The following is a 25,962-nucleotide window of genomic DNA, read 5'->3' as shown; positions in this document are numbered from 1 at the left end:
GCTTAAAGCGGGTTTTTTTATTCGATTTACTCTGGGTAAAAACTACAGACGCATATTGCGAACGCGGGCTTTTTCCTGAATATAGGTTTCCCAGCTGCGTACCTGACGTGAAGTTGCAGGATCTTTCTTGGCTTCCTGCAATGACGCCATCGCTTCTCTGAGTTTATTCTGGTTTAAATACGCCGTCATCATATCAATATGTACCCGGCCAACATTACGGGAATCTAACCGCAATGAGTTTTCAAAAGCCGTAATAGCATCTGCATAACGTTGTACTGCCATAAAGGCGTTGCCCTGACGACGGTAAGCATCCGCTTCGTTGGTCAACTTAGCCATTTCACCATAATACTCAGCCGCTTTTGCAAACTCACGGGCCGCCTGATAATTAGAAGCTATCGCTGCTAATATCTGCCGATCCTTTTTGATTTTGCCTGCTTTTAAGTACTTTTCATAAATTGTTGCGGCCTTAAAAGGAATATTGTTATTGGCATACATTTGCCCTAACAACTTCAGTTCAGCTTCAGATTCCAGGTAACCATTGGCATAAGCAATCTGAAAGGCACTTAACGATTTAGAATACTCTTCCAACAAGGTATAAAAGTTACCTAAATATACCCAGTATGAACGCTCTTCCGGAAATAACTGCACCATAGTCTCAACGGTTTCTACGGTTTTAACGTAGTTGCGAGCCTCATAGAAAGCCCCCATTTTCAACATATAGTGCTGCTTATTCGGTTCGCGGGCATAGCGAATAGCATTATCAGCAGGCGCAATAACTTTGTCATACTCTTGCATCTGATAATGGGCATTAGCTATCCGCAAATATACATCAGAGTCACGCTCACCGGTAAAACGCATCCAGTTTTGATAACTCTGGATGGCAGCACGGTGCATACCTTCCATCGACTGTAAATCACCTAATAATTTAAGAGCTTGTGCTTGATCGCCAAAACTCATTACATCAGGCTTAACAGATAATTCCAGGTATTTGATAGCTTGCTTGGCATCTTTAGTGGCATAGAGGTTGCCGATAAAGCGATTCACAAAAGCCGTATCAAAATCGTTACCCGGGCGAAGGTCCATCAACAAAGCTAAAGCTTCATCAATTTTCTCTTCGCTATACAATTCAAAAGCACGGGTAACTGCACGACCTACCCTTTCACCTGGCAGCTGAGTTTTGGCATTTTTACGTGCCTCAATCCGCTCTCTGTCTGCTGCAGTAAGATCCTGCGCCTGTAATGGCACAGCAAAACTAAAGGATGCAGCTACTAACAGCGCTGAAGTTAATAATGTGAGTTTATTCATACTTAACCTCCTGCCATATCGAGAGTGAAGTCAAGCCGTACCACTATACCAGGCTGACGCTGTGGCTTACCATCAACCACTTTCGGGCTATATTTCCAGCGGTTTAATGCACGAATCGCTTCGCGGTCAAACACCCGGCGTGGTTCAGCTTCAATGACTTCTACTTCACCAACACTGCCGTCTTCCATAATAGTAAAGCGCAGTGTGACATAACCAGTTAAGCCGTCACGAGCCGCTTGCACCGGATAGCGTGGTTCAATACGCACTATAGGAGTAGCGTCACCATCACGCAGTAATGAACCAGGATCACCTAAACCCGTGTTCACGCCAAGATCAAGGCCCGGCATATTAAAACCAATTGCACCTGCCGTATTAGTCATCTCAGGCTCAGGCTGAGGTGTCTTAGGCGGTTGCGCTGGTGGCGGTGGTGGTGGCGGCGGTGGAGGCCGCCGCACCTGTGTATCTGAATCAGGCGGTGTGGTATTAATCTCAACGATAATACGCTCTTGATCGACCGCCTGGCGTTCGCCGCTGCCTTTAACAAGCAGCGCCATAATCAGAAACAACAGAAACGTTACCACTGCACCGATAATCAACGATGTTAGGAAACGCACCATAATTATTTTTTCTCCCCGGCTATAGTAATCACCAGCGTAGGATCAGCAATTTTGATCTGGTCCATCACTTCCATTACTACACCGTGTTTAGCTTCGATGTCCGCCTGCAAAATAATAGTGTCAGTCGGAGATTCTGCTCTTAAGCGTTCGATGTTAGCCGCAACCCGCTCAATATCTACCGGACGCTTATCCATCCACACTTCACCGTTTGCACGGATAGCGATAAAGATAGTGGCGGTCGGTTGTTGTTGAACCTGTGTTGCTTCTGGCTTATTGACATCAATACCGGCTTCCTTCACGAATGAAGTAGTAACGATAAAGAATATTAACATAATGAAAACGATGTCCATCATCGGCGTAATGTCGATTGCGGCTTCTTCGTCTTCACGAATACGTTTACGTGCCATAAAATTCTCTCTTAATGATGCGGTAAGCTGTCCACGAGATCTGCTTTTTCCCGTTTCACTTGCACTTCAAGCCGCGAACTGAAAAACACACCTGACAAGGCGGCAACCATACCGGCCATTGTTGGGATCGTTGCCATCGAAATACCTGCCGCCATAGTGCGCGGGTTACCGGTGCCTTGAGTAGCCATGATATCGAATACTGCTATCATGCCGGTAACGGTGCCTAACAGGCCCACAAGTGGACACATAGCAACCAGTGTTTTAATCAGTAACATTCTTTGATCGAGTTTATCCGTCGCTTCGGAAATCCAAGTATCACGGATTTTGTGAGCGTACCAGGAAGTTGTATCTTCCCGCGCATCCCACCTGGCGATGATATCCCGCTTCATTTTGGGAAACACCGCACGTAAATACCAGTAGCGCTCAATCATCATAACCCACATAACGAAGAGCACCAGGGCGACAACATACAAGACGTTGCCCCCGGTATGAATAAAATCCTGTACCGATTCCCACAGCTCTATCAGCTGGAGTATCATTAGGCTTTCTCCTTCTCCGCGTGCGCAGCAACGATACCAGCACTCTGCTCATCTAATACTTGCAGAATTGACTTAGCACGTGACTGAACAATGCTGTGCACGAACAGTAATGGTAAAGCGGCAATCAGACCCAGCGCTGTGGTAACCAGAGCCAGAGAAATTGAACCTGCCATCAGTTTTGGATCGCCTGTTCCGTACAGAGTAATTTGCTGGAAGGTCAGGATCATACCGATAACGGTACCTAACAGACCCATCAGTGGCGCAACTGCAGCAAAGAGTTTAATTAAGCCGATACCGCGGTCTACTTTTGGTGTTTCACGTAGAATGGCTTCATCAAGTTTCAATTCCAGGTTTTCCACGTCAGCATCTTTGTTGTCGTGATAAACTTTCAGGATACGACCCAGTGGGTTATTGGTTGATGGCGAGGCCAGGTTTTTCAACTGGCTACGCATCTTGCCACCGACAGCAGTTAATACCAGAATACGTTCTAATGCTATCAGTAAGCCGATCGCCAGAAGCACAGTGATTAAGTAACCTACAGTACCGCCTTCATGGTAGTATTCCATTAAGGTTGAACGTTGCTGGTTCAAACGTAACAATGAGTTAGCTTTAGTTGGGTCAACATATAAGCTGGCTAACTCACCGGCACGTGCTTGATGGTAGTCGGCAACAGAATTAGCGATCTTAGCTTGTGGAGCACGGCCCAGAGGCTGGATTTGATCAGTGTCTACGTTACGGATCAGATACTCGTTGTTAGTCGTCAGGTGGAAAGTACCAAAACGTGTGACACGTTGAGTAGATGAACCACCGGCTAACTCAACGACATCAGCATCAAACTTAGAGATTTTTGCTGATTCAGTCATTTCAGTTAACATGGCAACCCACAGGTCTTCCATTTCTTCCAGCGTTGGTAACTCGGTAGCAGCAGCGATGGTACGCAGCGGTACGTCACGACCCGGATACTGAGCACTAATGATAGAGCTACTGATAGTACCGATGGTTTTGTTAGCCGCCTGGCGGATAACACCAAACACTTCACCCATGGTACCTAAAGCACTGTCCAGTTCCTGCTGCTTCTGCGCGATAGTGATATCGTTTTGCGCATACTGCTGCTGCAAACGACGACCACGCGCTTCTTCTTCAGTTAACTGACGCTTTGCGGTATTGAGTAATGCTTGCTTATCAGCACGTTCGGCCAGGAAAGCACGTTCACGCTCCTGATTTACACGGCCTTCAACAACGCGCTCACGTTTGATTTGTTCCAATAACTGGTCAAGTTTAGCTGTATTCGCTACAGCATTAAAAGCTACTGATGCAGAAAGGGTCACTGCAGCAGCAACAACAAAAGTCTTAATTGCCTGTCTCATTTAATCTTACTCCGCTGCGATAAGTGGTATGCGATCCATTTCAAGGGTGGCTTCACGACGAGCCATCTTGATGAAATTGGTGATCGGATTCATATAAGACGCGGGTAATTGATCCCAGCTGCGGGTATTGTTGTTCCAAACCCAGGCCGCGCTGCCATCCAGAGACTGTGCCATCAGGCTTAAACGGCCCAGGTGTACATAATCTACAGTGATTTCGTTACCACCAATATTCAGCGTGCCCTGGAACGAAGCCAGTTCAGAACCGTAGCCCATTTCAATTTCATAGGCTTCAAGAATTTGGCGATATTGCTCAGAACGTTGCACATCTGAACGGGTCATTGACTCGCGTAAGCGTTCAATACGTTCCTGGCGGCGTTCAGTACGCAGCGGAATATCTGCCTGAATAAATGATTCTAAGGCATCAATCATGCGGAACATGAGAGGTACAGTACCTTGGTTGGTTTTCTCTAAACCATCGATCTGACGTTGAATAGAGTTAATCTGACGTTGTTGATCAGCAACTAAGGTGGCTAAGAAGTCATTATAAACTTTTAAGTTTTCGGTCTGATCGACCACAACACGGTACTCGCCCAACAACTCCTGGGTTTGTTCATAAATCGTGTTGATTTTTTCCTGAGATTGTACTGCGGCACGTTGGATTTGAGTATTTTCCTGGTGCAAAGCTCTTAAGTCTGTAGCCATTGCTGAGCCTGCCAGCGCAAAACTGCCAGCCAGCGCCGTAGCGACAAGACTTTTTTGAATTTTTTTATTAAACATAGTTCCCAACCAATTATTGCTGATTAACGTAACCTGATGTTGTAAGGGCCACTGAATTGCAAAGATAAGTAGCCCTCGGTTAGAGGGTAAACCATCCGCATCATTACAGGTAAAATGCCGGTTGTCAACACGCGGTCAACGTCTGGCAAGGCCTGTAAAGACGCATTTATATTCGGTTTAGCACCAATTTTATGCAGCTTTAACTAATCAATTGTTAATTATTCAAAGCGCATTAAACTTATCGGTTATTTTATATTCGGCACTAACTTACCCGCTGAATATAAATCCACCATTGCATCAAGCGATAACGCTTTAATTTTACTGCCTTGTCCGGCGCAGCCAAAGGCTTCGTAACGGGCAATACAGATATCTGCCATCGCTTTTACTGATTCCTGTAAATACTTACGTGGGTCAAATTCTGCCGGATGCTTCGCCATATAACGACGAATAGCACCGGTTGACGCCAGACGCAAGTCGGTGTCGATATTAATTTTACGCACACCGTACTTAATGCCCTGCTGTATTTGCGCTACTGGCACGCCATAAGTTTCTGGTATTTTACCGCCATACTCATTAATGATTTGCAGCCAATCCTGTGGTACCGATGAAGAACCATGCATCACAAGATGGGTATCAGGGATGCGCTGGTGAATGGCTTTAATGCGATCAATCGCCAGAATATCATCTGTTGGCGGCCGGCTAAATTTGTATGCACCATGCGAGGTACCACAAGCAATAGCCAGAGCATCTACCTGAGTGGCGCGAACAAACTGCGCCGCTTCTTCCGGATCGGTCAGCATTTGATCATGGCTAAGTATGCAATCTGCGCCTATACCATCTTCTTCGCCTGCTTCGCCCGTTTCCAAAGAGCCAAGGCAGCCTAACTCACCCTCTACAGACACACCACAGGCATGCGCTATCTCGACGACTCTCTGCGTTACATTAACATTATAGTCGTAATCCATCGGTGTTTTGCCATCTTCACCCAAAGAGCCATCCATCATCACTGAGGAAAAGCCTAACTGAATGGAGCGTTGGCATACAGCCAGCGAAGTACCGTGGTCCTGGTGCATTACCACAGGGATATGCGGAAACTCTTCTACTGCTGCCAGAATTAAATGCCGTAAAAAAGGCGCGCCTGCATATTTGCGGGCGCCGGCTGATGCCTGCACGATCACCGGGCTGTCCGTTTTATCCGCGGCTAACATAATAGCGCGCATTTGTTCCAGGTTATTCACGTTGAATGCCGGCACACCGTAAGTAAACTCGGCAGCGTGGTCCAGCATTTGACGTAATGATATCAGTGCCATGAAAGCCTCTCTTTTATACTAAGGTACAGGGTAAGGTAATATTTAACTCATATTATGTTTTTTATTATTTATTTTAGCGTTATCGCTTTAGCGGCTGTGCTCTTCGGCACGTTGTTCCAGTATAGCGACTGCCGGTAAGGTTTTCCCTTCTAAAAACTCTAAAAAGGCACCACCACCGGTAGAAATATAAGAAATTTGCTCTGCCACGCCATATTTATCAATGGCCGCCAGTGTATCACCGCCGCCGGCAATCGAAAACGCAGTGCTATTAGCAATGGCATGCGCCAGCGCTTTAGTACCCGCAGCAAACTGGGCAAACTCAAATACCCCTACCGGGCCATTCCATACGATGGTACCGGCATTATTAATAATCTCGATAAGCTCAGCGGTGCTGTCTGGCCCGATATCAAAAATCATGTCAGTGTCATTCAGGCTGGCAACAGCTTTAAGCGTAGCAGGCGTATCTTCACTAAATGCCTGTCCTACTACAACATCGCTGGGCACAGGTATATAGCCACCGCGCGCTTTAGCCTGCGCCATTAAACGCTGGGCTTCAGGGATAAGGTCGGTTTCACATAAAGACTTGCCTACCGCATGGCCATTGGCGGCAATAAAGGTGTTGGCAATGCCGCCACCCACCACCAGCTGATCAGCAATAGTAGATAACGACTCTAACACCGTCAGCTTGGTTGACACCTTAGAGCCACCCACTATGGCCACCAGTGGCCGTTTCGGGTTTTTAAGCGCTGCGGCTAGTGCATCCAGCTCAGCCGTTAATAAAGGGCCGGCACAGGCAATGTCGGCATATTTGGCTACACCATGAGTAGAGGCCTGCGCCCGGTGCGCGGTGCCAAAGGCATCCATCACGAACACATCGCACAAGGCCGCCAGCTTTTTGGCCAACTCGTCGTTATTTTTGCCCTCACCCGTGTTAAAGCGAACGTTCTCAAATACCACCAACTCACCGGCGTTAAGCGCTACCCCATCCAGATAATCTGCGACCAGCCGCACCGGTACGCTTAATGCCTTTGCCAGATAATCAGCTACCGGCTTCATCGAGGCATCAGCGTCAAACACGCCTTCTTCTGGCCGGCCAAGGTGCGACATCACCATTACTTTCGCGCCTTTACTCAGTGCCAACTCTATAGTGGGTAAAGCGGCTTTTAAGCGCGCATCTGAGGTAACCACACCGGCTTTCACCGGCACATTTAAATCTTCACGGATCAACACCCGTTTGCCTGTCAGATCCAGATCAGTCATTCGAATTACAGACATATTTTACTCCTTTGATAAAGTTAATTCCGCCGCCATGGCACGCGCCGTGTCCAGCATCCGATTAGCAAAGCCCCATTCGTTGTCGCACCATACCAGGCATTTTACCAGCCGTTTGTGACTAACCCGGGTTTGTGAGCCATCGACAATACAAGAATGCGGATTATGATTAAAATCCACTGATACCAGAGGCTCCTCGGTGTAATCGAGAATGCCGGCCAGGGTGCCGATACGAGCGTTTGATAGCACTGCATTCACTTTGTCGATAATCACGTCCTGCTGCAGGCTGACACTCAAATCCATTGCCGTGACATTCACCGTTGGCACCCGAACCGCTATGGCTTCAAAGCGGCCGGCCAGGTGCGGCATAATGCGCTCTATACCCAGCGCCAGCTTGGTATCAACCGGTATAATAGATTGACTGGCCGCACGGGTTCGGCGTAAATCGGTATGATAAGCATCAATGACCTGCTGGTCATGCATAGAGGCATGAATAGTCGTAATAGTGCCACTCTCTACGCCAAAATGCTGATCAAGCACCTGAATCACCGGCACTATACAATTAGTGGTGCAGGAGCCGTTTGACACAATGCGCATGGCCGGTGTCAGCAGATGTTGATTAATGCCATAAATCACCGTGGCATCAATATCGGCATCAGCCGGGTGCGAAAATAACACTTTTTTAGCGCCTGCCGCTAAATGCCAGCCAGCATGCTCGCGGCTGTGAAACACCCCGGTGCACTCCAGCACAATATCAATATCATGCTCAGCCCAGGGCAACTCTGCCGGTTCAGCCTCAGCATAGAGCGCGATATCATCATTATTTACCCGGATCCCGCTGGCGGTCGAGCTGACCTTAGCCGCAAAACGGCCATGCGAAGTATCGTATTTTAGTAAATGCGCCACGCCCTTGGTATCTGCCAGTTCATTAATGGCGATAACCTGTAACTGCTGTTGCCAGCCGTTTTCATAAATAGCGCGTACTATATTGCGCCCAATACGGCCAAAGCCGTTTATTGCCAGTCTGATTGTCATATGCCCCAGGGCTTGCCCTAATAAAAACGGGACACTGCGGCCCCGTTGTAGTATCAAATTATTCAGCGAGCAAGGCTTGTGCTGCCGCCAATACCTGTTCGGTGGTAATACCAAAATGGGCAAACAGTTGCTCTGCCGGTGCTGATTCACCAAAGCTATCCATACCAATAATGGCACCATTTAAGCCAACATATTTATACCAGCTGTCTTTGATACCGGCTTCCACTGCGACCCGCTTGCTGACGGCACGCGGTAATACGGCCTCACGATAGGCGGCATCTTGCTGGTCAAACACATCAGTCGATGGCATAGACACCACCCGCACCGCTGTACCCTGCTCACTCAGCTGCCGCGCCGCTTGCATGGCCAGCTCGACTTCTGAGCCAGTAGCAATAAATATCAGCTCTGGTGTAGCTGCACTGTCAAACAGCACATAGCCGCCGCGCTTAATATCGGCCAGCTGCGCTGCAGTACGTGACTGCTGTGGCAGGTTTTGCCGGGTAAAGATTAAGCTGGTTGGGCCCTCGTTACGCTCAATGGCCGCTTGCCAGGCCACCGCAGATTCGACCTGATCGCATGGCCGCCAGTTCATCAGATTGGGCGTCGCACGCAAACTGATTAACTGCTCAACCGGTTGATGGGTTGGGCCATCTTCACCCAGACCAATAGAGTCGTGGGTATAAACAAAAATCACCCGCTGTTTCATCAGCGCGGCCATCCGCACCGCGTTGCGGGCATATTCCATAAACATTAAAAAGGTGGCGCCATAAGGCACAAAGCCGCCATGCAGCGCAATACCGTTCATCATGGCAGACATACCAAACTCACGCACACCGTAATACACATAGTTGCCGCTGGCATCTTGCGCAGTTAACGGCTTTGAGCCAGACCAGATCGTCAGGTTAGAGCCGGCTAAATCGGCCGAGCCGCCCATAAATTCGGGTAATAATGGGCCAAAGGCATTTAACGCATTTTGCGAGGCTTTACGGCTGGCAATATTGGCCGGGTTAGCTTGTAACTGCTCGATATAGGCCTGCGACTGCTCGGCCCAGTTTGCCGGCAACTCGCCTTTGCTGCGGCGGCTAAATTCTGCGGCTAGTGCCGGGAAAGCGGCACTGTAGTCATTAATACGTTGCTGCCAGGCCGCTTCGGCTTGCTGGCCGGCCGCAGCGGCATTCCAGTCGGCATAAATGTCTGCTGGAATGTCAAAAGGCGCATGTGGCCATTGCAGGTATTCACGGGTAGCCGCAATTTCAGCATCACCCAGTGGTGCACCATGGCAATCATGGCTGCCACCTTTATTGGGTGCGCCATAGCCTATGACCGTTTTGCAGCAAATAAGCGTTGGCTTATTCGTCTCGGCCCTGGCCAGCTCAATAGCCGCTTTCACCGCCTCAGCATTGTGGCCATCGATATTAGGTATCACATGCCAGCCGTAGGCAGCAAAACGTGCCGGGGTGTCATCGGTAAACCAGCCTTCGACATGGCCGTCAATAGAAATGCCGTTGTCATCCCAAAAGGCAATCAGTTTACCCAGCCCCAATGTCCCGGCCAGTGAGCAGGCCTCGTGCGAAATGCCTTCCATCAGGCAGCCATCGCCCAAAAAGGTATAGGTATAGTGATCAACAATATCAAAACCCGGCTGGTTAAACTGGGCAGCCAGCGCTTTTTCAGCCAGCGCCATACCCACTGCATTAGTAATGCCCTGACCTAAAGGCCCTGTGGTGGTTTCAACACCAGGCGCATAACCATACTCAGGGTGGCCCGGTGTTTTAGAATGCAATTGGCGGAACTGTTTTAAATCTTCAATGCTTAAATCATAGCCGCTGAGGTGCAACAAGGAGTACAACAACATAGAGCCATGGCCATTTGATAACACAAAGCGGTCACGATCGGCCCAGTTTGGGTTGTTCGGATTGTGCTTAAGAAAATCCCGCCATAACACTTCGGCAATATCAGCCATTCCCATCGGTGCACCCGGGTGACCTGATTTAGCTTTTTGAACTGCATCCATACTTAAGGCACGAATGGCATTGGCAAGTTGTTTACGCGATGGCATGTCTTCTCCTGATTGAAGCTTATAAGGCAAATTAAATTGACACTGGGCATGAGGTAAGCTTAGCGCTGGGCTATTTTCGCCCAGCCACCGCCAGATGGCAAATGTTAATACAGGATCAGCCATTATTAGCAGTAAAGCTGATCGATTATTGTTAGCAAGCGTATTGAGTTGGCATTAAAGACGTCTGGGCGTCAAATTTTTCTGGCAATCGAAGGTCGCTTTCAATAGAATAAGCGGCTATTTTTTTGTCTGTTGGCTAGCTGTGGGTTAAGCGCGCCAGGACAACTATTGTTTAACTTTGCTCAGCTGCCTGCGTCCTACAATGGGGCGCCAGCCGCTGACACAAACTAGTGGAATAAACAGATGGCACAACATATTTTTACGTCTGAATCTGTCTCTGAAGGACATCCGGATAAAATCGCCGACCAAATTTCAGATGCGGTACTGGATGCAATTCTCGAGCAAGACTCTAAAGCGCGTGTTGCCTGTGAAACCTTCGTCAAAACCGGCATGGTGTTAGTCGGTGGTGAAATCACCACTACCGCCTGGGTAGATATCGAAGAAATTACCCGTAAAACAGTGCGTGAAATTGGCTATACCCACTCTGATATGGGTTTTGATGCCGACTCTTGCGCCGTATTAAATGCCATTGGCAAGCAATCACCCGATATTAATCAGGGTGTCGATAAAGCTGACCCTCGTGAGCAAGGCGCCGGCGATCAGGGCCTGATGTTTGGTTATGCCAGCAATGAAACTGATGTATTGATGCCAGCGCCGATTACTTACTCGCACCGCTTAGTGCAGCGTCAGGCGCAGGTGCGTAAAGATGGCACCCTGCCATGGTTACGTCCGGATGCCAAATCTCAGCTGAGCTTTATATACGAAGACGGCAAGCCAGTGGGTATCGATGCGGTAGTGTTATCCACCCAGCACTGCGACACTATCAGCACCAAAGATTTACGTGAAGCGGTCATGGAGCACATCATCAAGCCGGTTCTGCCAGCCGAGTGGCTCACCAGCACAACCAAGTTTTTTATTAACCCTACCGGCCGTTTTGTTATTGGCGGTCCAATGGGTGATTGTGGTTTAACCGGCCGTAAAATTATCGTGGATACCTACGGTGGTATGGCACGGCATGGTGGTGGTGCTTTCTCAGGTAAAGACCCATCAAAAGTTGACCGCTCAGCGGCTTATGCTGCGCGCTATGTAGCGAAAAACATTGTAGCAGCTGGCCTGGCTGATCGCTGTGAGCTGCAGGTATCCTACGCTATTGGTGTAGCTGAACCTACCTCTATCAGCCTGGAAACCTTTGGTACCAGTAAACTGACAGAAGACGAGCTGATTACACTGGTCCGCGAGCACTTTGACCTGCGGCCATATGGCCTGATTGAAATGCTGAAACTGGAGCGCCCTATCTATGGTGCTACTGCGGCCTATGGTCACTTTGGTCGTAATGAGTTCCCGTGGGAGCAAACCGACAAAGCGGAACTGTTACGCCAATACGCCAAGTAATTTTTCAATAAAGACCGCTAAAAAGGAGAGCTTTGGCTCTCCTTTTCTGTTTTTATTGGCTGTTCAGCTGATTTTAGACTTACCAATATCGTCGATTTGTGTATGATAAAGGCGTTTTACCTGCCAGGGGTAAGCTGCCAGCTTAGGCGGCTAACACATAAAAAGATAAGAAGATAACAAGGTCAAAGGAAATACTATGTCAGAACTTGCAACCGCCGACGTAAAAAACGGCTGGATGAATCGTGCGCTCAACACCATAGAAGTGGTCGGAAATAAATTACCCGACCCCGCGGTATTGTTTGCGCTGTTAATGGTAATTGTCTGGGGACTGTCCTGGTTATTATCCGGCGTCACCTTCAACGAATTACACCCACGTACCGGCGAAAGCATTCAGATCATCAATTTACTTTCCGGCAGTGCTTTAACGCAGTTCAGCTCAAATATCGTCACCACCTTTGTTAACTTCCCACCGTTGGGCGTGGTGTTAGTGGCCATGCTGGGCTTAGGGGTAGCAGAATATACCGGCTTTATTAATGCCGGCTTACGCTCAATATTATCTGTAACACCAAGAATGCTGTTAACGCCGGTACTGATTGCGGTAGGTATTTTAAGCCATGTCGCAGTAGATGCAGGCTATGTACTGGTGATTCCGCTGGGCGCAGTAATATTTTATGCTGCAGGCAGACACCCGTTAGCCGGTATTGCAGCCGCTTTCGCTGGTGTGTCAGGTGGTTTTTCTGCCACCTTCTTTGTGCCATCCAGCTTAGATCCATTATTGGCCGGTATGACAGAGGTTTCAGCACAAATTTTAGACCCTAGTGTTACCGTTAACTCGCTCAACAACTACTTTTTCACCACCGCCTCTACTGCACTGATTATTTTGATTGGCTGGTTCCTGACCGATAAAGTTATCGAGCCACGTTTGAAAGCCACCAAGGTAGATGGCGACACCTCACAAATGATCAAAATGGATGCGTTAACACCACAAGAGCGTAAAGGCTTACGTGCCGCATCATTTTCGATGCTATTGATGATGGTGTTGCTGGTGTTAAGTGTACTGCCAGAAAATACCCCCTGGGCAGCCGCACCTGCAGATGTCGCAGAGGGCATGAACCCCTTACTGGTCAACGCCGCGCCGTTGATGAAATCAATCGTCACGCTGATTTTTGTGTTTTTCCTGGTGCCCGGTATTGTTTACGGCTATGTCTCAGGCTCAGTGCAAAATCATCGCGATGTGATTAAAGGCATGAGTCACGCGATGAGTGGCATGGGCTATTACATTGTTATGGCATTTTTCTGTGCACTGTTTTTATATGCATTTAACCAATCTAACCTGGGAGTGTTGATGGCAGTAAAAGGCGCTAATGCGCTAAAAGCCATGGGCTTACCGCTAGCGATGACCCTGGTTGGCATTGTATTTTTGTCCGGTTTAGTCAATTTAGTCGTGGGTTCAGCGTCAGCCAAATGGGCATTAATTGGCGCCATTATGGTACCGATGTTAATGGAGCTGGGTATCTCGCCCGATCTAACCCAGGCAGCCTATAGGGTCGGTGACTCCTCAACCAATATTATTACGCCATTGCTGCCTTATTTCCCGTTGATAGTGGTGTTTTGCCAAAAATATGTGAAAGGCAGTGGTATAGGGACACTGGTGGCCTTAATGCTGCCCTATTCGATAGTCATGTTACTGCTATGGACTGCGTTTTTACTGGGCTTCTGGGCCTTTGACATCCCACTGGGCTTTGGTGCCAGTTACCAGTATATTCCTGGTGGTTAAGCTACCTTAGCTTGCAAAAAGCATACAAAACCGCTGCCTGTCAGCGGTTTTTGTTTTCACAGCCTCAGGCCGCCTGTTACCATAGCGTCTTTGCTTAAGCAGGTACTTCCTTATGCGTGTCCCCCGTATTTACAGCGCCGTATCTCAAGCCCAGCCGTTAACGGTAGGCAGCCAGTTATTGCTGGATGATGATGCCGCCAACCACGTTGGCCGCGTACTGAGAATGCAACCGGGACAGTCTATTTTGCTGTTTACCGGCGATGGCTATAACTATCCGGCCATCATAAGCGAGGTAAGCAAAAAACAGGTTAGCGTTACTGTGGCAGAGGTAGCCGCTAACCCGGTTGAGTCGCCGCTGCGTATCCATTTGGGACAGGCAATATCACGTGGCGATCGCATGGACTTTGCCATTCAAAAAGCGGTAGAGCTTGGCGTCAGCGCCATTACCCCATTGTTTACTGAACGCTGTGGCGTAAAACTCGACGCTGAGCGGCTGCAAAAACGTATTGAACAATGGCAAAAAATTGCCATCAGCGCCTGTGAGCAATCCGGGCGCAGTATAGTGCCAGAGGTGCACACCGCCCTGCCGCTGGCAGACTGGCTTAATCAACAGACAAATGCCCTGAAACTGACCTTGGATCCGCGTGCAGTCGCCACCATTAAGACGTTAACACCGGCCACTGAGATACGGCTGGTGATTGGCCCTGAAGGTGGCTTTACGGAGCATGAAGTCAGCGCCACTGCGGCTGCCGGTTTTAATGGTATTCAGCTGGGGCCACGCATTTTACGTACTGAAACCGCTGCGCTTACGGCGATCAGCGCTTTGCAACTGCAATTTGGCGATCTCGCCTGAGGCAATACTATGACTGCGATTAAACTGGGGATCGTGATGGATCCCATAGCTGATATCAACATTAAAAAAGATTCAAGCTTTGCCATGCTGCTCGAGGCACAGCGTCGTGGTTACCAGATCCACTACATGGAAATGGCCGATCTGTACCTGCTGGAGGGTGACGCCCGCGCCAACACTAAGCTATTAACCGTGCAGGAAAACCCTAAGCAGTGGTACCAGTTTGGCACTGAGCAGGATATCCCCCTGGCCGAGCTTGACGTGATTTTAATGCGTAAAGACCCGCCTTTTGATACCGAGTTTATCTACGCTACTTATATACTGGAACGTGGCGAGCAGGCAGGCTGCCTGATAGTGAATAAACCGCAAAGTCTGCGCGATGCCAACGAAAAACTCTATACCAGCTGGTTTAGCCAATTTACCCCTAAAACCCTGGTTACCCGCGATGCTAAACGCTTAAAAGCCTTTTATCAGGCCGAGCAGGATGTGATTTTAAAGCCGCTGGATGGCATGGGTGGCGCCTCAATTTTCCGGCTGAAACCGGGTGATGCCAATGTCAGCGTCATTATTGAAACGCTGACAGCACACGGCAGCCGCTATGCGATGGCACAACGCTTTATTCCAGAAATTAGCGATGGCGATAAACGGATACTGGTAGTCAATGGTGAACCTGTGCCATACTGCTTAGCACGGATCCCCGCTAGCGGTGAAACCCGTGGCAATCTGGCCGCCGGTGGACGCGGTGAAGCCAGGCCGTTATCAGATTCAGATTGGGCTATCGCCCGCTCCATAGCACCAACGTTAAAAACAAAAGGTTTAATCTTTGTCGGGTTAGATGTTATTGGTGACAAACTCACTGAAATTAATGTCACCAGTCCAACCTGTATACGCGAAATCGAAGCCGCTTTTCCGGTCAGTATTACCGGCATGCTGTTTGACGCTATTGAACAGCTATTAGCGGCCCCAACCACACCCTAATGTGTCGCTGAGGTGATTATGCAAGATTTTCAGAACCATTTTTTAATTGCTATGCCAGGTCTAGATGACCCCATGTTTAAGCGCAGTGTGGCCTATATTTGTGAGCATAATGAAGAAGGTGCCATGGGTATTGTCATTAACCATCCGATAAGCGTGAAAGTGGCTGAATTACTGCAGCAACTGGAAATTGAATTTGCCGCCGACAGCCCGGTCGCTACAAGCCATGTTTGTGCGGGTGGCCCGGTGCAAAACGATCGCGGTTTTGTACTACATACCCCCAAAGCCGGCTATCAAAGCAGTATGCAACTGAGCGATCAGCTAATGGTCACCACCTCAAAAGATATCCTGCTGGATTTAACGACCGAGCGGGCGCCCGATAAATTTTTACTGGCATTAGGCTATGCCGGTTGGACAGCCGGCCAGCTCGAGCAAGAAATTGCCGACAACAGCTGGTTAATAGTGCCTGCCGATAACCAGATTATTTTTGATGTCAGCCATGCTCAAAAGTGGCAATCTGCCACCGCCAGTATTGGTATTAAGCCATGGCAACTCAGTGTTGTCGCTGGTCATGCCTAAAAAAGGTATTAGATGAGTAACTCCCCCCGTACAGTATTGTGTTTTGACTACGGCACCAAGAGCATTGGTGTCGCAGTCGGCTCAGAGCTCACCGGCAGCGCCACCTTATTAACGGCGTTAAAAGCGCAGGATGGCACACCAGACTGGCAGCAGATTGAAAAACTGATAAACGACTGGCAGCCACAACTGTTGTTAGTTGGTTTACCTCTTAACATGGATGGCAGCGAGCAGGAATTTACCGGGCGTACCCGAAAATTTGCCAATAGGCTACATGGCCGCTTTGGCTTACCAGTGAGCCTGCATGATGAAAGACTGTCCACCGCAGATGCCCGCAGCCGCTTATTTGCCGAGGGCGGCTATCGCAATTTGGCAAAAGCTAAAGTGGACAGTCTATCTGCACAAATTATCTTTGAAGGCTGGTATGAAACCGGTGCACACTGAAATAACGACTACAACTGAGCAGACAGCCACAGCACCAGCCATCGTCTGTGGCTACTACCAGCACTACAAAGGCCAGTATTACCAGGTAATTGAACTAGCCCGGCACAGTGAAACCGAAGAATGGCTGGTAATTTATCGGGCGTTATATGGAGATTTTGGCTTATGGGCCCGCCCTGCCGCCATGTTTAGCGGTCTGGTAACCCTTGGCGATAGCCGCATCCCACGCTTTCAGTACATTGGTGACACGCTCCCGGTTTAAGCTCTTATTCCAGGACAGTCTATTTTAAAGCGCCTTTAATAAAGGACAGTCCATGTTAACCACAGCCGCAACTTCAATACCAGATTCTACCGAAAATCACCCCATCTAACCGCTTATCATTTTTTTCACCCAGACTACCTCAGACTCATTTAGTCTGTTAAACGTTAAGGACAGTTAAGGTTAACCGTTTTGGTTCAGGACTGTCCCGAAGTAATCATTAACAGCAAAATATCGTTACATTTTACTTTTAAGTAAATAATAAGGAGCGTGTTATGTTTGAATCATCAGAGTGGCTTTATCAGTTCGAACATGGCGGTCTGGGGTTTTTGTTATGGTTTGCGCCCCTGTTTGTGGTTATCTATTTTATCCCAACGCTGGTAGCCGTTATGTTTAACCGGCAGCATCTGGGCAAAATTGCACTGGCCAATATTCCGGCTGGGTTTTCAGTTATTGCCTGGTGCGCTTTAATTGCCGTTGCCTTCAGCGGCAAGCTGATACTTAAAAAATCTGATACAAAGCAATAAAGAGTGGAAGTAAAACTAACAAGAAGCGGAGTCATATCATGAGTAAAAATGTCACCCAGGGCCTGTTGGACATTTATGTCGCACCCAAACAACTGTTTACCAGCTTAGCCGATAAAAAAGGCTGGAGTTGGCTAGCCTTACTTATCTTAATCATAGTGAATGCCATTGGTATCTGGTATTTTTATTCCGGCATGAGCCCAGAATGGATAGTAGAGCAACAACTGGCGCAAACGGCACATAATATGACCCCGGCTGAAATTGAGCAAAGCCGCGCCATTATGGGGCAAATGGCTGATAAAACAGGCATCATTTCTGTGGCTGCTGTTGCTGTGATGACGCCTATCATGCTGGCCATCATGGCATTGTATTTAATGCTGGTAGGTAACACCGGCCAAAAGCGCCCTTACGGCGACTGGTTTGCTATGGCAACCTGGAGCAATATGCCTGGTGTGCTCAATATGTTGGGCTTAATGTTGCTGGTCACCTTAAGCAGCGACCCTAACCTACCGTTACATACTGCTAATTACCTATCCATTAATCAATTAGTGCTAGGTCTTGAACCGGGACAGTCCTGGTATGGCTGGGCTGAAAACTTTAATCTGATTTACCTTTGGATGACGGGGTTATTTGCTGTAGGCCTGCATAGCTGGAGTGGTTACAGTGCAGGTAAAAGCACCTTGCTGGCAGCCTTGCCTTTACTGGTCATCTTTGGCTTATGGGCTGTATTTATCTGAATCGAGTGAATGGATCTGACCGATGAAAAAAATACTGACTGTTGCAGTTATAGTGGCTGTGTTGCTGGGGTTAATCAGCCTGAGCCATTATCGCAAACAACAACAAACAACCACTGTCACTACCGCGCTGGTGACTGAAGGCGCGCTGGCAGATAGTATTCTGGCATCGGGTAATCTGGAGTTTAATACCCAAATTCAGATCCGCTCTGAAGTGACTGGCCGGGTAGCCGAGGTGCTGGTTGAAGAGGGGCAAATGGTTGAAAAAGGCCAGATCCTAATGCGCCTTGATGATACCGCTTTTGCTGCGGATGTTACACGCATCCGCGCCCTGGTGCACAGCCAACACATTGACATTACCCGCGCCGAAGCCCAATTAGCCGATATACAACGGCAGTTTAACCAACAGCAGAAGTTGTATCAGGCCAAATTGATCCAACGCGATGCCATAGATAGCTTACAAAGCCAGCTCGATATTGCCCGTATTAATATTGATGCCGCAAAAGCCGCGCTGCAGCAAGGCCAAGCCATGCTGGCGATGGCAGAGGACAGTCTAAGTAAAACGATCTACCGGGCACCTATCGCCGGTTTACTGGCCACCGTTGATATCAAACCGGGTGAAACCGTAGTAGCAGGTAGCACTAATATTATTGGCAGCCCCTTAATGACACTGGCCGATCCCAGCGCTATTTTGGCTGAAATTCGGGTGGATGAAGCCGATATTTCAAATGTTCATTTAGGTCAGGCCGCCAAAATTTTCGCCGCTGCCTACCCGCATCAGGCAATTCAGGGGGAAGTTATTCAAATTGCCACTTCAGCACGCTACCTGAATCAAAGTCAGAGCTTGTCGTTCAGGGTAAAAGTATTACTGCAACCTGAAGATATTGCGCTGTTCCCGGGGATGAGTTGTCGCGCTGAGCTAATAGTGTCACAACAACAACAAAGCTTGCAGGTACCCATAGCCGCGGTGCAGCGCAGCGAAAATCAGTACTTTGTCTGGACCATAAAGGACAGTCTTGCAGTGAAAACACCGGTCACTTTAGGCATGGCCAGTGATATCGCTCAGGAAGTACTTAGCGGCTTAACGCTGGATGATGAAGTTATTGTCGGACCGGCACGTACCTTACTCACGCTTACTGAAGGTCGTCGCCTGAATGCTGAACGGCAGGACAACTAAGATGCAAGATACTGTTATTCGCCTGCAGCACGTCAGTAAAAGTTATTTGATGGCTGATGAAACTTTTTTTGCACTGAAACAATTAGATTTGGCTATCACTGAAAACGACTATGTTGCCATCATTGGCCCATCAGGCTCAGGAAAGTCGACGTTGATGAATATTATCGGCTGCCTGGATACACCGAGCTCAGGCCAATACCTGTTAGCCGAAAGGGATGTATCTACCCTCAATGAAACCGAGTTGGCAGAACTAAGAAATGAGGCTGTAGGTTTTATTTTCCAAAGTTTTAACTTATTACCCCGCGCCACTGTGCTGGCAAATGTGATGCAACCGCTGGTGTACAGGGTTATGCCAAACCATCAGCGTAAAACCTTGGCGCTCGACGCGCTAAAACGGGTGGGCCTGGCGGATAAAACCGGCCATTTGCCCAACCAATTATCTGGCGGGCAGCGACAACGGGTGGCTATTGCCAGAGCCCTGGTGACCAAGCCGCGCATCTTACTGGGTGATGAGCCTACCGGGAACCTGGATAGTAAAACCACTAAAGATATTATGGCGTTATTCGATCAACTGCATCAGGAAGGACACACCATTATTCTGGTGACACATGAGCAGGATATCGCTGATCATTGCCAACGGGTAATACGATTGGTTGATGGCCAAATTGATACTGATGTGCGCCAGCAGCAGGGAGCAAGGCCTCATGTTTAAACTACTTCATGCCAGTTATGAAGGCAGTAAAGCGGCTTTTGCAGCGATACGCGCCCATGGCCTTCGTAGCGCTCTGACTACGTTGGGCATTATTATTGGGGTTGCCGCAGTCATTACCGTAGTGGCCATTATGCAAGGGCTTAGCCATAGCATCACCAGTCAGTTGGACGATTTAGGCAGCGACATGATCACCCTTCGCGCCTATACCCCCACTAACCAGCAAATGCTGGGCATTTATAACCGTTTGCACTACGACGATTTTTTGCTGTTAAAAAGCCGCGTACATAATGTAGAAGACATGACCGCCAGTATGCAGGCATTTAGTATGGGCTCACAGGTGCAATATGGCCGTAATACCGCGCAATCGCAAATTATCGGCACTGATAGCAGTTATCAGAACGTGGTGCGGGTATACCCGGAACTGGGCCGTTTTTTATCCAGCAGTGACGATGATCGCCGCCGCAGAGTGGCTTTTATCGGTTCATCGCTGATTAAACAGTTAGATTTGCCGGCAAATCCGGTGGGCGAATTTATTAACCTGTCCGGTGACTGGTTTCGCATTATCGGCGTGGCAGAAACACGCGGCAGCTTATTTGGTTTTGATCAGGATAACTACATTGTTGCGCCTTTTAGTACCATTCGAGCACTGAGTGGCGAGCGCGCAGCACGCAATATTGAGGTGATGTTCCGCCCGGCACCCGGTGCCGATATTAATCAAGTGCAACAACAAATGCGGGCTATTTTACGCCAGCATTATAAATTAGCTGCAGACGACGCCGACCCATTTGAATTTGTCAGCGCCGAGCGGATGATAGAGCAATTTAACAGCATTACCCGCAGCATCACGCTGGTGGCCGGCGGTGTGGTCAGCATCAGTTTGCTGGTAGGTGGCATTGGCGTAATGAATATCATGCTGGTATCGGTGACCGAGCGCACCCGCGAAATCGGTATTGTTAAAGCCCTAGGCGCCACACCACAATTTATTTTAATTCAATTTCTGGTCGAAGCGCTGGTACTGTCCTTGTTTGGAGGCATCATTGGCCTGGCTTTGGGGGCCGGCATCGCCAGTTTTATTGGCTTAATGCTACCGGCCATGCCAGATGCGCTTATTCCGCTTTGGGCCATTTTGCTGGCCATTGGCTTTACCACACTGATTGGTGTGGTATTTGGTCTGGCCCCGGCTATTAAAGCCGCACGTTTAAACCCAATTGATGCCTTACGCTATGAATAACATAAAAAAATACTGGCAGCAGCACTGGTATTATTGCTGGCACAGCAGCAAAGCCTACCGTATAGGACAGATATTAACCTTTGTGCTCTTTGTATCCTTTTACCTGCTATACAGCCTGCCATTTATGCAGGACACACAAGCAGAATTAATTACAATTTTCTTTGTGCGCTATGTCTTGGAGGCCATAAGCTTTGTTATTCTCAGTCACTTTTTCATACGCCCTGCCCTTAAAATTTATTACCCAAGAGGCTTTTCTTGGCGCACGCTGGGCAAAGTAATCTTCTGGTTAAGCTTGGCTGCACTGTTATTAGCGCTGGTCAGCGTTTTTGTCTCTTATTTGCCGGCACTGACTAAAACTGATATGCAACAGATAACACTAGTCAATAAAGACAGTGTTGAAGGGCTACAGATGCAGTTTAGCTTTAGCACCCTTATTATTATGATGTGGTCCATGCATGTCAGTTTGTTTATCTTTTGGAGTTTGGTTTACTTAGGTTGGCAAATGCGCCAAACCCGTATTGCCCTGCAACAAGAAATGCAGCAAGCCCAGTTGCAGCAATTAACTAACCAGCTAAATCCGCATTTTTTATTTAATGCGTTAAACAGTATCAGAGCCTTAATATTTGAAGATCAACATAAAGCTGCCGACACCGTCACTCAATTAGCTGAGTTATTTCGGGTGCATCTGCAAGCGCATTTAAGGCCCACCTCCAGTTTGCAGGAAGAATGGGCATTGTGTCAGCACTATTTAAGTATTGAACAAGTGAGGTTAGAGCAGCGCTTAACGCTTGAAACAGCTATAGCCGATGACGTGTTAGGCCAAACGCTCCCCACTCTTACCCTGCTAACCTTATTGGAAAACGCCGTTAAACATGGTATCAGTCCGAATAACACCCCTGGAGTTATTCGTATTAAAGCCTTTAGGGCAACACATCTAAACAGCCATTGGCAGTTATCAATAAGCAATAGTGTCGGCCTGGCCTCGGTTTGCCAATCAACAGGGACAGGCTTAAAAAATTGTAAGAAACGGCTACAACTGCTATTTGGTGATAAAGCACAGCTTGCTACTGAACACACTAAAACGCAGTTTAGCGTGCAACTGGAATTGCCCTATGCCGAACAGCTATAACACTTTAATTGTCGATGACGAGCGCTTGGCCCGTAAAGAGCTCAAACGCTTATTACAAGCTCACCCAGAGTGCCAGGTAGTCGCTGAAGCGGCCAGTGCCGCAGAAGCGTTAGCTATTATGGTTAAACAAAAAATTGATCTGGTTTTTTTAGATATTCAAATGCCTGAAATCAGTGGTATCAAGCTGGCCAATGAGATCCCAGACGGTACCAAATTTGTTTTTTGTACCGCCTTTAACAGCTATGCATTAGATGCGTTCTCACTTAATGCCATAGATTATTTACTCAAGCCTGTCGCAGCAGAACGGCTGGCCAAAACCATTGCCCGCCTTCCGGCACAACTAAACACTCCAGAGCTAAACGCCGCGGGGCAGCCAGAAGCACATTACCTGCCAGAACATCATGGTATCTTGCTGAAATTTGGAGACATTAATCGCATTGTGCGATTACAGGAAATCTACCGTTTTGAAAGTATTGGTAATCATGCGGCAGTGTATACGCAACACGGCAAAAGTTTTTTGCACAGCTCCCTGGCCAAAATCGAATTAAAACTGAACCCGGACTATTTTTTTAAGGCCAGCCGCTCCGATATTATCCGGCTGGATGCCATAGAGCACATTGAAGCCGGCATCAGTACCGGCGCCATGTTAGCTTTACTGCAAGATGGCCAACAAATAGAAGTGAGCCGGCGCCAGGCACAGCAATTAAAACTGCTATTTAGTAGCCTGTAACCACAAGCTTTGATCACTAAGGGACAGTCTAAAAGTATTCCGCCAACAGCACAGATTACTGCGCTGAATGTTGCCGATACCATTCGCCCAAAATCAAGCTCGCAGCCACACTAACATTGAGCGATTCTACTTTGCCTGTCCCGGGAATTTGCAAAGACACATCTGCCGTTTGCGCCACCGCAGTTGACACGCCAAACATCTCCTCACCAAACACAATGACCGCTTTTGCCGGCAAGTCAGAATGATATAAAGACTGTCCTTTGTGGCTTGACGTGGTAATTAACTGATATCCAGCCTCTTTACATAAACGCAGCGCCAAGGGCATATCATCACAACCTAACCCCGCTATGTACTCACCACCGCCTTCAGCAGTGCGCAAAGCTGCACCCGAATAAAGCAATTGCGGGTCGCGCATAATAATGCCGGTAACCCCAAAGTGCGCACAAGTACGCACAATAGCGCCTAAATTGTGGGGATTGCCAACTCCATCTAAGGCTAACAGGCAGTCACGATTTAAAGACTTCTTAGCCAAGTAGCTGGCCAAACTGGCAATGGGTTTGCGCTTAACCAATAACACTATACCGCCGTGATGCTGGCTTGCCGCCACTTTCTCAAGTTCGGCATCTTCTACCAAATGATAAGCTTTTTTGTGCTCTGCAAGATATTTCATTAATGACGCAAAACGAGGGGCCATTTGCGCGTTAACATATAAGCGAATAATTGACTCAGCACGATTTTTATAAAGCTCAAGACAGGCATTTTCGCCATACACTTTTACTTCTTCTTGTCTTGATCCAGAGGCAACAGGGACAGTCCTTTTTTCAGGCTTAGCTTTCACTGCCCGCCCCTTTAACCAGGGTTTACTGCCAGTATCTGGGGTGCTTTTAGCGCGATTTTGCGATTTGTTTGAAGGTTTTGCGGGCATGGTTTTTCCTGCAGCTTGCATGATATCGGCGATTTTACCATTGCCATCGTGCTATTACTTGTATTTTTCTGCTCGGGCAGTATGCTGAGCGGCATTATCAGCCGCAGGTCAGATCCATGTTAAGTTACCGTCACAGTTACCACGCCGGCAACTACGCCGATGTATTAAAACATTTGGTGCAAGTTGCTATTCTTGATTATCTGCTGCAAAAAGAGTCTCCCCTGTGTTATCACGATACCCATGCCGGGGCTGGCTTATATAGCTCAAGTAGTGAGCAGGCCCTTAAAACAGCCGAATACGAGGACGGTATCGCTAAAATTTGGCATAGTGATAGCGAATCTGCCCTGATACAGCGTTACTTAACGCTGATTCGCAGCCTTAACCCTGAGCAGCAATTACAGTTTTATCCTGGCTCACCCAAAATTGCCGCTTTAATGCTGCGAGCGACAGATACCATTCAGGCGACCGAACTGCACCCCAGTGACTTTCCTATTTTACAAAGCCAGTTTAGTCACCGTCGTTTTAGCCGTATTGAAAACATTGATGCCTTTACTGGCCTCAAAGCCATGCTGCCGCCCTTAAACAAACGCGGTTTAGTACTGATTGACCCTCCTTATGAGCTTTATACCGAGTATCAGGATGTGATAAAAGGGGTAACAGAAGCTTATCGGCGCTTCCCACAAGGTTGTTACGCCATTTGGTACCCGGTAATAGAACGCGACGCCATTGAAGCTTTTATAAATGGCTTGGTAAGGACAGGCATTAAAAAACAGTTACGCATAGAGTTTTGTCGCTCAGCAGATTGCAAAGGTTTTGGCATGACAGGCAGTGGTATGTTGGTGATTAACCCGCCTTATACCCTTTCGGCCCTATTCGAGCAAACGCTACCCGAACTACAACGCTTACTTGGCCAGGATGGCTGTCATTGGCAAGTATCGCAACTGGTTGGTGAATAACATGAAATTATTATTTGCACTGTTTTTTTTAGTGCTAAGTTGGCAAAGTCAGGCGTTTAGTCGCACCGGGCATCATATGGTTTGTGACATGGCATTTGAGCTGATGTCTAAGCAAAGCCAAACCTGGGTACAACAGCTTGTCAGCATGTCTGATGTTGATAGCTTTGCCGCAGCTTGTGTTTGGCCTGATGAAGTGCGAAGCGAGCCTGAGTTCAGATGGAGTGCACCTCATCACTACGTCAATATGCAACGGGGACAGTCCAGTGTCACTAACGAAAGCTGCCCTGAAGTAGGTTGTGTACTTTCAGCCATTGCCGACATGCAGCAACGACTAAAAAAGGATCCATTAGATTGGCAAGCGCTGTTTTTTTTCGCCCATCATCTGGGCGATTTGCATCAACCTTTACATGTCAGTTTTGCTGATGATTTAGGCGGCAATCGCACCGCAGTGTACTTTTTAAACGTGACAACACCTAGTAATCTGCATGGCGTGTGGGATCGCAATATTATCAGCCACTTAGGCTATGATGATGACCTTAAAAAACGCCAGGCTTTGCTACAAGCAATAAACGGCGGGCAACAGCAAAGCTGGCGAAAAGGTAAAGTGCTAGACTGGGCCAACGAATCTGCAGCAATAACAGTTGCACTTTATGAAGAATACCGACCAGGCATGTTAATTGATGAAGCCTACATCACCCGGCACAGCAGTACTTTAGAGCAGCGATTACAGCAAGCAGCCGTAAGGTTGGCTATGTTGATCGATCTA

The 25,962-nt window shown here is 48.1% G+C and carries 27 protein-coding genes; 16 read left to right on the top strand and 11 right to left on the bottom strand.

Annotation, left to right across the window (positions count from 1 at the left end; translation table 11 throughout):
• Window positions 1–42: 42 nt before the first annotated feature.
• The 10 genes from V7D78_RS07770 to tkt form a co-directional block, all read right to left on the bottom strand.
• Window positions 43–1,305: a hypothetical protein gene (locus V7D78_RS07770; protein WP_333607878.1), complete on the bottom strand. Its 1,263-nt coding sequence runs from the start codon at window positions 1,303–1,305 to the stop codon at window positions 43–45.
• A gap of 2 nt (window positions 1,306–1,307) precedes the next feature.
• Complete coding sequence (locus tag V7D78_RS07765) at window positions 1,308–1,922, bottom strand: energy transducer TonB (protein ID WP_333607877.1); 615 nt, start codon at window positions 1,920–1,922, stop codon at window positions 1,308–1,310.
• A gap of 2 nt (window positions 1,923–1,924) precedes the next feature.
• Window positions 1,925–2,329: an ExbD/TolR family protein gene (locus tag V7D78_RS07760; RefSeq protein WP_333607876.1), complete on the bottom strand. Its 405-nt coding sequence runs from the start codon at window positions 2,327–2,329 to the stop codon at window positions 1,925–1,927.
• An 11-nt stretch (window positions 2,330–2,340) separates the two neighbouring features.
• The gene (locus V7D78_RS07755; protein WP_333607875.1) at window positions 2,341–2,868 is read right to left on the bottom strand and encodes a MotA/TolQ/ExbB proton channel family protein; all 528 of its coding nucleotides are present in this window, start codon (window positions 2,866–2,868) and stop codon (window positions 2,341–2,343) included.
• A complete protein-coding gene (locus V7D78_RS07750; protein WP_333607874.1) occupies window positions 2,868–4,235 on the bottom strand; it encodes a MotA/TolQ/ExbB proton channel family protein in 1,368 nt (455 codons plus the stop codon). The genes V7D78_RS07755 and V7D78_RS07750 overlap by 1 nt, the downstream gene beginning before the upstream one ends.
• A gap of 6 nt (window positions 4,236–4,241) precedes the next feature.
• Window positions 4,242–5,012, bottom strand: coding sequence for a DUF3450 domain-containing protein (locus V7D78_RS07745; RefSeq protein WP_333607873.1), 771 nt, complete (start codon window positions 5,010–5,012; stop codon window positions 4,242–4,244).
• Window positions 5,013–5,257: 245 nt separating this feature from the next.
• Window positions 5,258–6,322, bottom strand: a complete 1,065-nt coding sequence (fba, locus tag V7D78_RS07740; protein WP_333607872.1) for a class II fructose-bisphosphate aldolase — start codon at window positions 6,320–6,322, stop codon at window positions 5,258–5,260.
• Window positions 6,323–6,409: 87 nt separating this feature from the next.
• Window positions 6,410–7,597, bottom strand: a complete 1,188-nt coding sequence (locus V7D78_RS07735; RefSeq protein ID WP_333607871.1) for a phosphoglycerate kinase — start codon at window positions 7,595–7,597, stop codon at window positions 6,410–6,412.
• Between the two features lie 3 nt (window positions 7,598–7,600).
• Window positions 7,601–8,629, bottom strand: a complete 1,029-nt coding sequence (epd, locus tag V7D78_RS07730; protein ID WP_333607870.1) for an erythrose-4-phosphate dehydrogenase — start codon at window positions 8,627–8,629, stop codon at window positions 7,601–7,603.
• Window positions 8,630–8,687: 58 nt separating this feature from the next.
• Entirely contained in the window at window positions 8,688–10,688 is a 2,001-nt protein-coding gene (tkt, locus tag V7D78_RS07725; protein WP_333607869.1) for a transketolase, read from the bottom strand.
• Window positions 10,689–11,051: 363 nt separating this feature from the next.
• Here tkt and metK point away from each other — a divergent pair, with 363 nt between their 5' ends.
• From metK to V7D78_RS07655, 14 genes are all read left to right on the top strand, one after another.
• Entirely contained in the window at window positions 11,052–12,200 is a 1,149-nt protein-coding gene (metK, locus tag V7D78_RS07720) for a methionine adenosyltransferase (RefSeq protein WP_333607868.1), read from the top strand.
• 196 nt (window positions 12,201–12,396) lie between these two features.
• Entirely contained in the window at window positions 12,397–13,977 is a 1,581-nt protein-coding gene (locus tag V7D78_RS07715) for an AbgT family transporter (RefSeq protein WP_333607867.1), read from the top strand.
• A 112-nt stretch (window positions 13,978–14,089) separates the two neighbouring features.
• Complete coding sequence (rsmE, locus tag V7D78_RS07710; protein WP_333607866.1) at window positions 14,090–14,830, top strand: 16S rRNA (uracil(1498)-N(3))-methyltransferase; 741 nt, start codon at window positions 14,090–14,092, stop codon at window positions 14,828–14,830.
• Window positions 14,831–14,839: 9 nt separating this feature from the next.
• The gene (gene gshB / locus V7D78_RS07705) at window positions 14,840–15,805 is read left to right on the top strand and encodes a glutathione synthase (RefSeq protein ID WP_333607865.1); all 966 of its coding nucleotides are present in this window, start codon (window positions 14,840–14,842) and stop codon (window positions 15,803–15,805) included.
• 18 nt (window positions 15,806–15,823) lie between these two features.
• On the top strand, window positions 15,824–16,381 hold the full coding sequence (locus V7D78_RS07700) for a YqgE/AlgH family protein (protein WP_333607864.1): 558 nt from the start codon (window positions 15,824–15,826) through the stop codon (window positions 16,379–16,381).
• Between the two features lie 12 nt (window positions 16,382–16,393).
• Complete coding sequence (ruvX, locus tag V7D78_RS07695; protein ID WP_333607863.1) at window positions 16,394–16,822, top strand: Holliday junction resolvase RuvX; 429 nt, start codon at window positions 16,394–16,396, stop codon at window positions 16,820–16,822.
• Window positions 16,803–17,081 (top strand): DUF1653 domain-containing protein, encoded by a 279-nt coding sequence (locus tag V7D78_RS07690; RefSeq protein ID WP_333607862.1) that lies wholly within the window; start codon window positions 16,803–16,805, stop codon window positions 17,079–17,081. Before ruvX ends, V7D78_RS07690 begins: the two co-directional genes overlap by 20 nt.
• A gap of 272 nt (window positions 17,082–17,353) precedes the next feature.
• Window positions 17,354–17,605, top strand: a complete 252-nt coding sequence (locus V7D78_RS07685; protein WP_333607861.1) for a superinfection immunity protein — start codon at window positions 17,354–17,356, stop codon at window positions 17,603–17,605.
• Window positions 17,606–17,643: 38 nt separating this feature from the next.
• Window positions 17,644–18,339, top strand: a complete 696-nt coding sequence (locus V7D78_RS07680; protein WP_333607860.1) for a YIP1 family protein — start codon at window positions 17,644–17,646, stop codon at window positions 18,337–18,339.
• A gap of 22 nt (window positions 18,340–18,361) precedes the next feature.
• On the top strand, window positions 18,362–19,513 hold the full coding sequence (locus tag V7D78_RS07675; protein WP_333607859.1) for an efflux RND transporter periplasmic adaptor subunit: 1,152 nt from the start codon (window positions 18,362–18,364) through the stop codon (window positions 19,511–19,513).
• Window position 19,514: 1 nt separating this feature from the next.
• Window positions 19,515–20,225 carry an ABC transporter ATP-binding protein gene (locus tag V7D78_RS07670; RefSeq protein WP_333607858.1) on the top strand — a complete coding sequence of 237 codons (711 nt, stop codon included), beginning with the start codon at window positions 19,515–19,517 and terminating at the stop codon, window positions 20,223–20,225.
• Window positions 20,218–21,456 (top strand): ABC transporter permease, encoded by a 1,239-nt coding sequence (locus tag V7D78_RS07665; protein ID WP_333607857.1) that lies wholly within the window; start codon window positions 20,218–20,220, stop codon window positions 21,454–21,456. Before V7D78_RS07670 ends, V7D78_RS07665 begins: the two co-directional genes overlap by 8 nt.
• On the top strand, window positions 21,449–22,585 hold the full coding sequence (locus tag V7D78_RS07660; protein WP_333607856.1) for a sensor histidine kinase: 1,137 nt from the start codon (window positions 21,449–21,451) through the stop codon (window positions 22,583–22,585). The genes V7D78_RS07665 and V7D78_RS07660 overlap by 8 nt, the downstream gene beginning before the upstream one ends.
• Window positions 22,569–23,315, top strand: a complete 747-nt coding sequence (locus V7D78_RS07655; RefSeq protein WP_333607855.1) for a LytR/AlgR family response regulator transcription factor — start codon at window positions 22,569–22,571, stop codon at window positions 23,313–23,315. Before V7D78_RS07660 ends, V7D78_RS07655 begins: the two co-directional genes overlap by 17 nt.
• A 55-nt stretch (window positions 23,316–23,370) precedes the next feature.
• Here the strand turns inward: V7D78_RS07655 and V7D78_RS07650 are convergent, their stop codons facing one another.
• Entirely contained in the window at window positions 23,371–24,240 is an 870-nt protein-coding gene (locus V7D78_RS07650; RefSeq protein WP_333607854.1) for a tRNA/rRNA methyltransferase, read from the bottom strand.
• Window positions 24,241–24,356: 116 nt separating this feature from the next.
• Between V7D78_RS07650 and V7D78_RS07645 the strand changes: the two genes are divergently transcribed.
• Both V7D78_RS07645 and V7D78_RS07640 read left to right on the top strand, forming a co-directional pair.
• Window positions 24,357–25,196, top strand: coding sequence for a 23S rRNA (adenine(2030)-N(6))-methyltransferase RlmJ (locus V7D78_RS07645; protein WP_333607853.1), 840 nt, complete (start codon window positions 24,357–24,359; stop codon window positions 25,194–25,196).
• A 1-nt stretch (window position 25,197) separates the two neighbouring features.
• Window positions 25,198–25,962, top strand: a 765-nt coding sequence (locus V7D78_RS07640; RefSeq protein WP_333607852.1) for a S1/P1 nuclease, incomplete at its 3' end; no start/stop codon positions are given.

Source organism: Arsukibacterium sp. (assembly GCF_036735525.1).
Lineage (GTDB): Bacteria > Pseudomonadota > Gammaproteobacteria > Enterobacterales > Alteromonadaceae > Alishewanella.
This window is presented reverse-complemented; position numbering and strand designations above follow the sequence as displayed.

Coding starts and splice junctions, on each gene's coding strand:
- epd (WP_333607870.1), bottom strand. CDS start 8,629: ATGACAATCAGACTGGCAATAAACGGCTTTGGCCGTATTGGGCGCAAT.
- V7D78_RS07645 (WP_333607853.1), top strand. CDS start 24,357: ATGTTAAGTTACCGTCACAGTTACCACGCCGGCAACTACGCCGATGTA.
- fba (WP_333607872.1), bottom strand. CDS start 6,322: ATGGCACTGATATCATTACGTCAAATGCTGGACCACGCTGCCGAGTTT.
- V7D78_RS07715 (WP_333607867.1), top strand. CDS start 12,397: ATGTCAGAACTTGCAACCGCCGACGTAAAAAACGGCTGGATGAATCGT.
- V7D78_RS07735 (WP_333607871.1), bottom strand. CDS start 7,597: ATGTCTGTAATTCGAATGACTGATCTGGATCTGACAGGCAAACGGGTG.
- V7D78_RS07750 (WP_333607874.1), bottom strand. CDS start 4,235: ATGAGACAGGCAATTAAGACTTTTGTTGTTGCTGCTGCAGTGACCCTT.
- V7D78_RS07665 (WP_333607857.1), top strand. CDS start 20,218: ATGTTTAAACTACTTCATGCCAGTTATGAAGGCAGTAAAGCGGCTTTT.
- V7D78_RS07655 (WP_333607855.1), top strand. CDS start 22,569: ATGCCGAACAGCTATAACACTTTAATTGTCGATGACGAGCGCTTGGCC.
- V7D78_RS07700 (WP_333607864.1), top strand. CDS start 15,824: ATGCAAGATTTTCAGAACCATTTTTTAATTGCTATGCCAGGTCTAGAT.
- V7D78_RS07685 (WP_333607861.1), top strand. CDS start 17,354: ATGTTTGAATCATCAGAGTGGCTTTATCAGTTCGAACATGGCGGTCTG.
- rsmE (WP_333607866.1), top strand. CDS start 14,090: ATGCGTGTCCCCCGTATTTACAGCGCCGTATCTCAAGCCCAGCCGTTA.
- V7D78_RS07770 (WP_333607878.1), bottom strand. CDS start 1,305: ATGAATAAACTCACATTATTAACTTCAGCGCTGTTAGTAGCTGCATCC.
- V7D78_RS07690 (WP_333607862.1), top strand. CDS start 16,803: ATGAAACCGGTGCACACTGAAATAACGACTACAACTGAGCAGACAGCC.
- tkt (WP_333607869.1), bottom strand. CDS start 10,688: ATGCCATCGCGTAAACAACTTGCCAATGCCATTCGTGCCTTAAGTATG.
- V7D78_RS07755 (WP_333607875.1), bottom strand. CDS start 2,868: ATGATACTCCAGCTGATAGAGCTGTGGGAATCGGTACAGGATTTTATT.
- metK (WP_333607868.1), top strand. CDS start 11,052: ATGGCACAACATATTTTTACGTCTGAATCTGTCTCTGAAGGACATCCG.
- V7D78_RS07675 (WP_333607859.1), top strand. CDS start 18,362: ATGAAAAAAATACTGACTGTTGCAGTTATAGTGGCTGTGTTGCTGGGG.
- V7D78_RS07650 (WP_333607854.1), bottom strand. CDS start 24,240: ATGCCCGCAAAACCTTCAAACAAATCGCAAAATCGCGCTAAAAGCACC.
- V7D78_RS07765 (WP_333607877.1), bottom strand. CDS start 1,922: ATGGTGCGTTTCCTAACATCGTTGATTATCGGTGCAGTGGTAACGTTT.
- gshB (WP_333607865.1), top strand. CDS start 14,840: ATGACTGCGATTAAACTGGGGATCGTGATGGATCCCATAGCTGATATC.
- V7D78_RS07660 (WP_333607856.1), top strand. CDS start 21,449: ATGAATAACATAAAAAAATACTGGCAGCAGCACTGGTATTATTGCTGG.
- V7D78_RS07680 (WP_333607860.1), top strand. CDS start 17,644: ATGAGTAAAAATGTCACCCAGGGCCTGTTGGACATTTATGTCGCACCC.
- V7D78_RS07745 (WP_333607873.1), bottom strand. CDS start 5,012: ATGTTTAATAAAAAAATTCAAAAAAGTCTTGTCGCTACGGCGCTGGCT.
- V7D78_RS07670 (WP_333607858.1), top strand. CDS start 19,515: ATGCAAGATACTGTTATTCGCCTGCAGCACGTCAGTAAAAGTTATTTG.
- ruvX (WP_333607863.1), top strand. CDS start 16,394: ATGAGTAACTCCCCCCGTACAGTATTGTGTTTTGACTACGGCACCAAG.
- V7D78_RS07760 (WP_333607876.1), bottom strand. CDS start 2,329: ATGGCACGTAAACGTATTCGTGAAGACGAAGAAGCCGCAATCGACATT.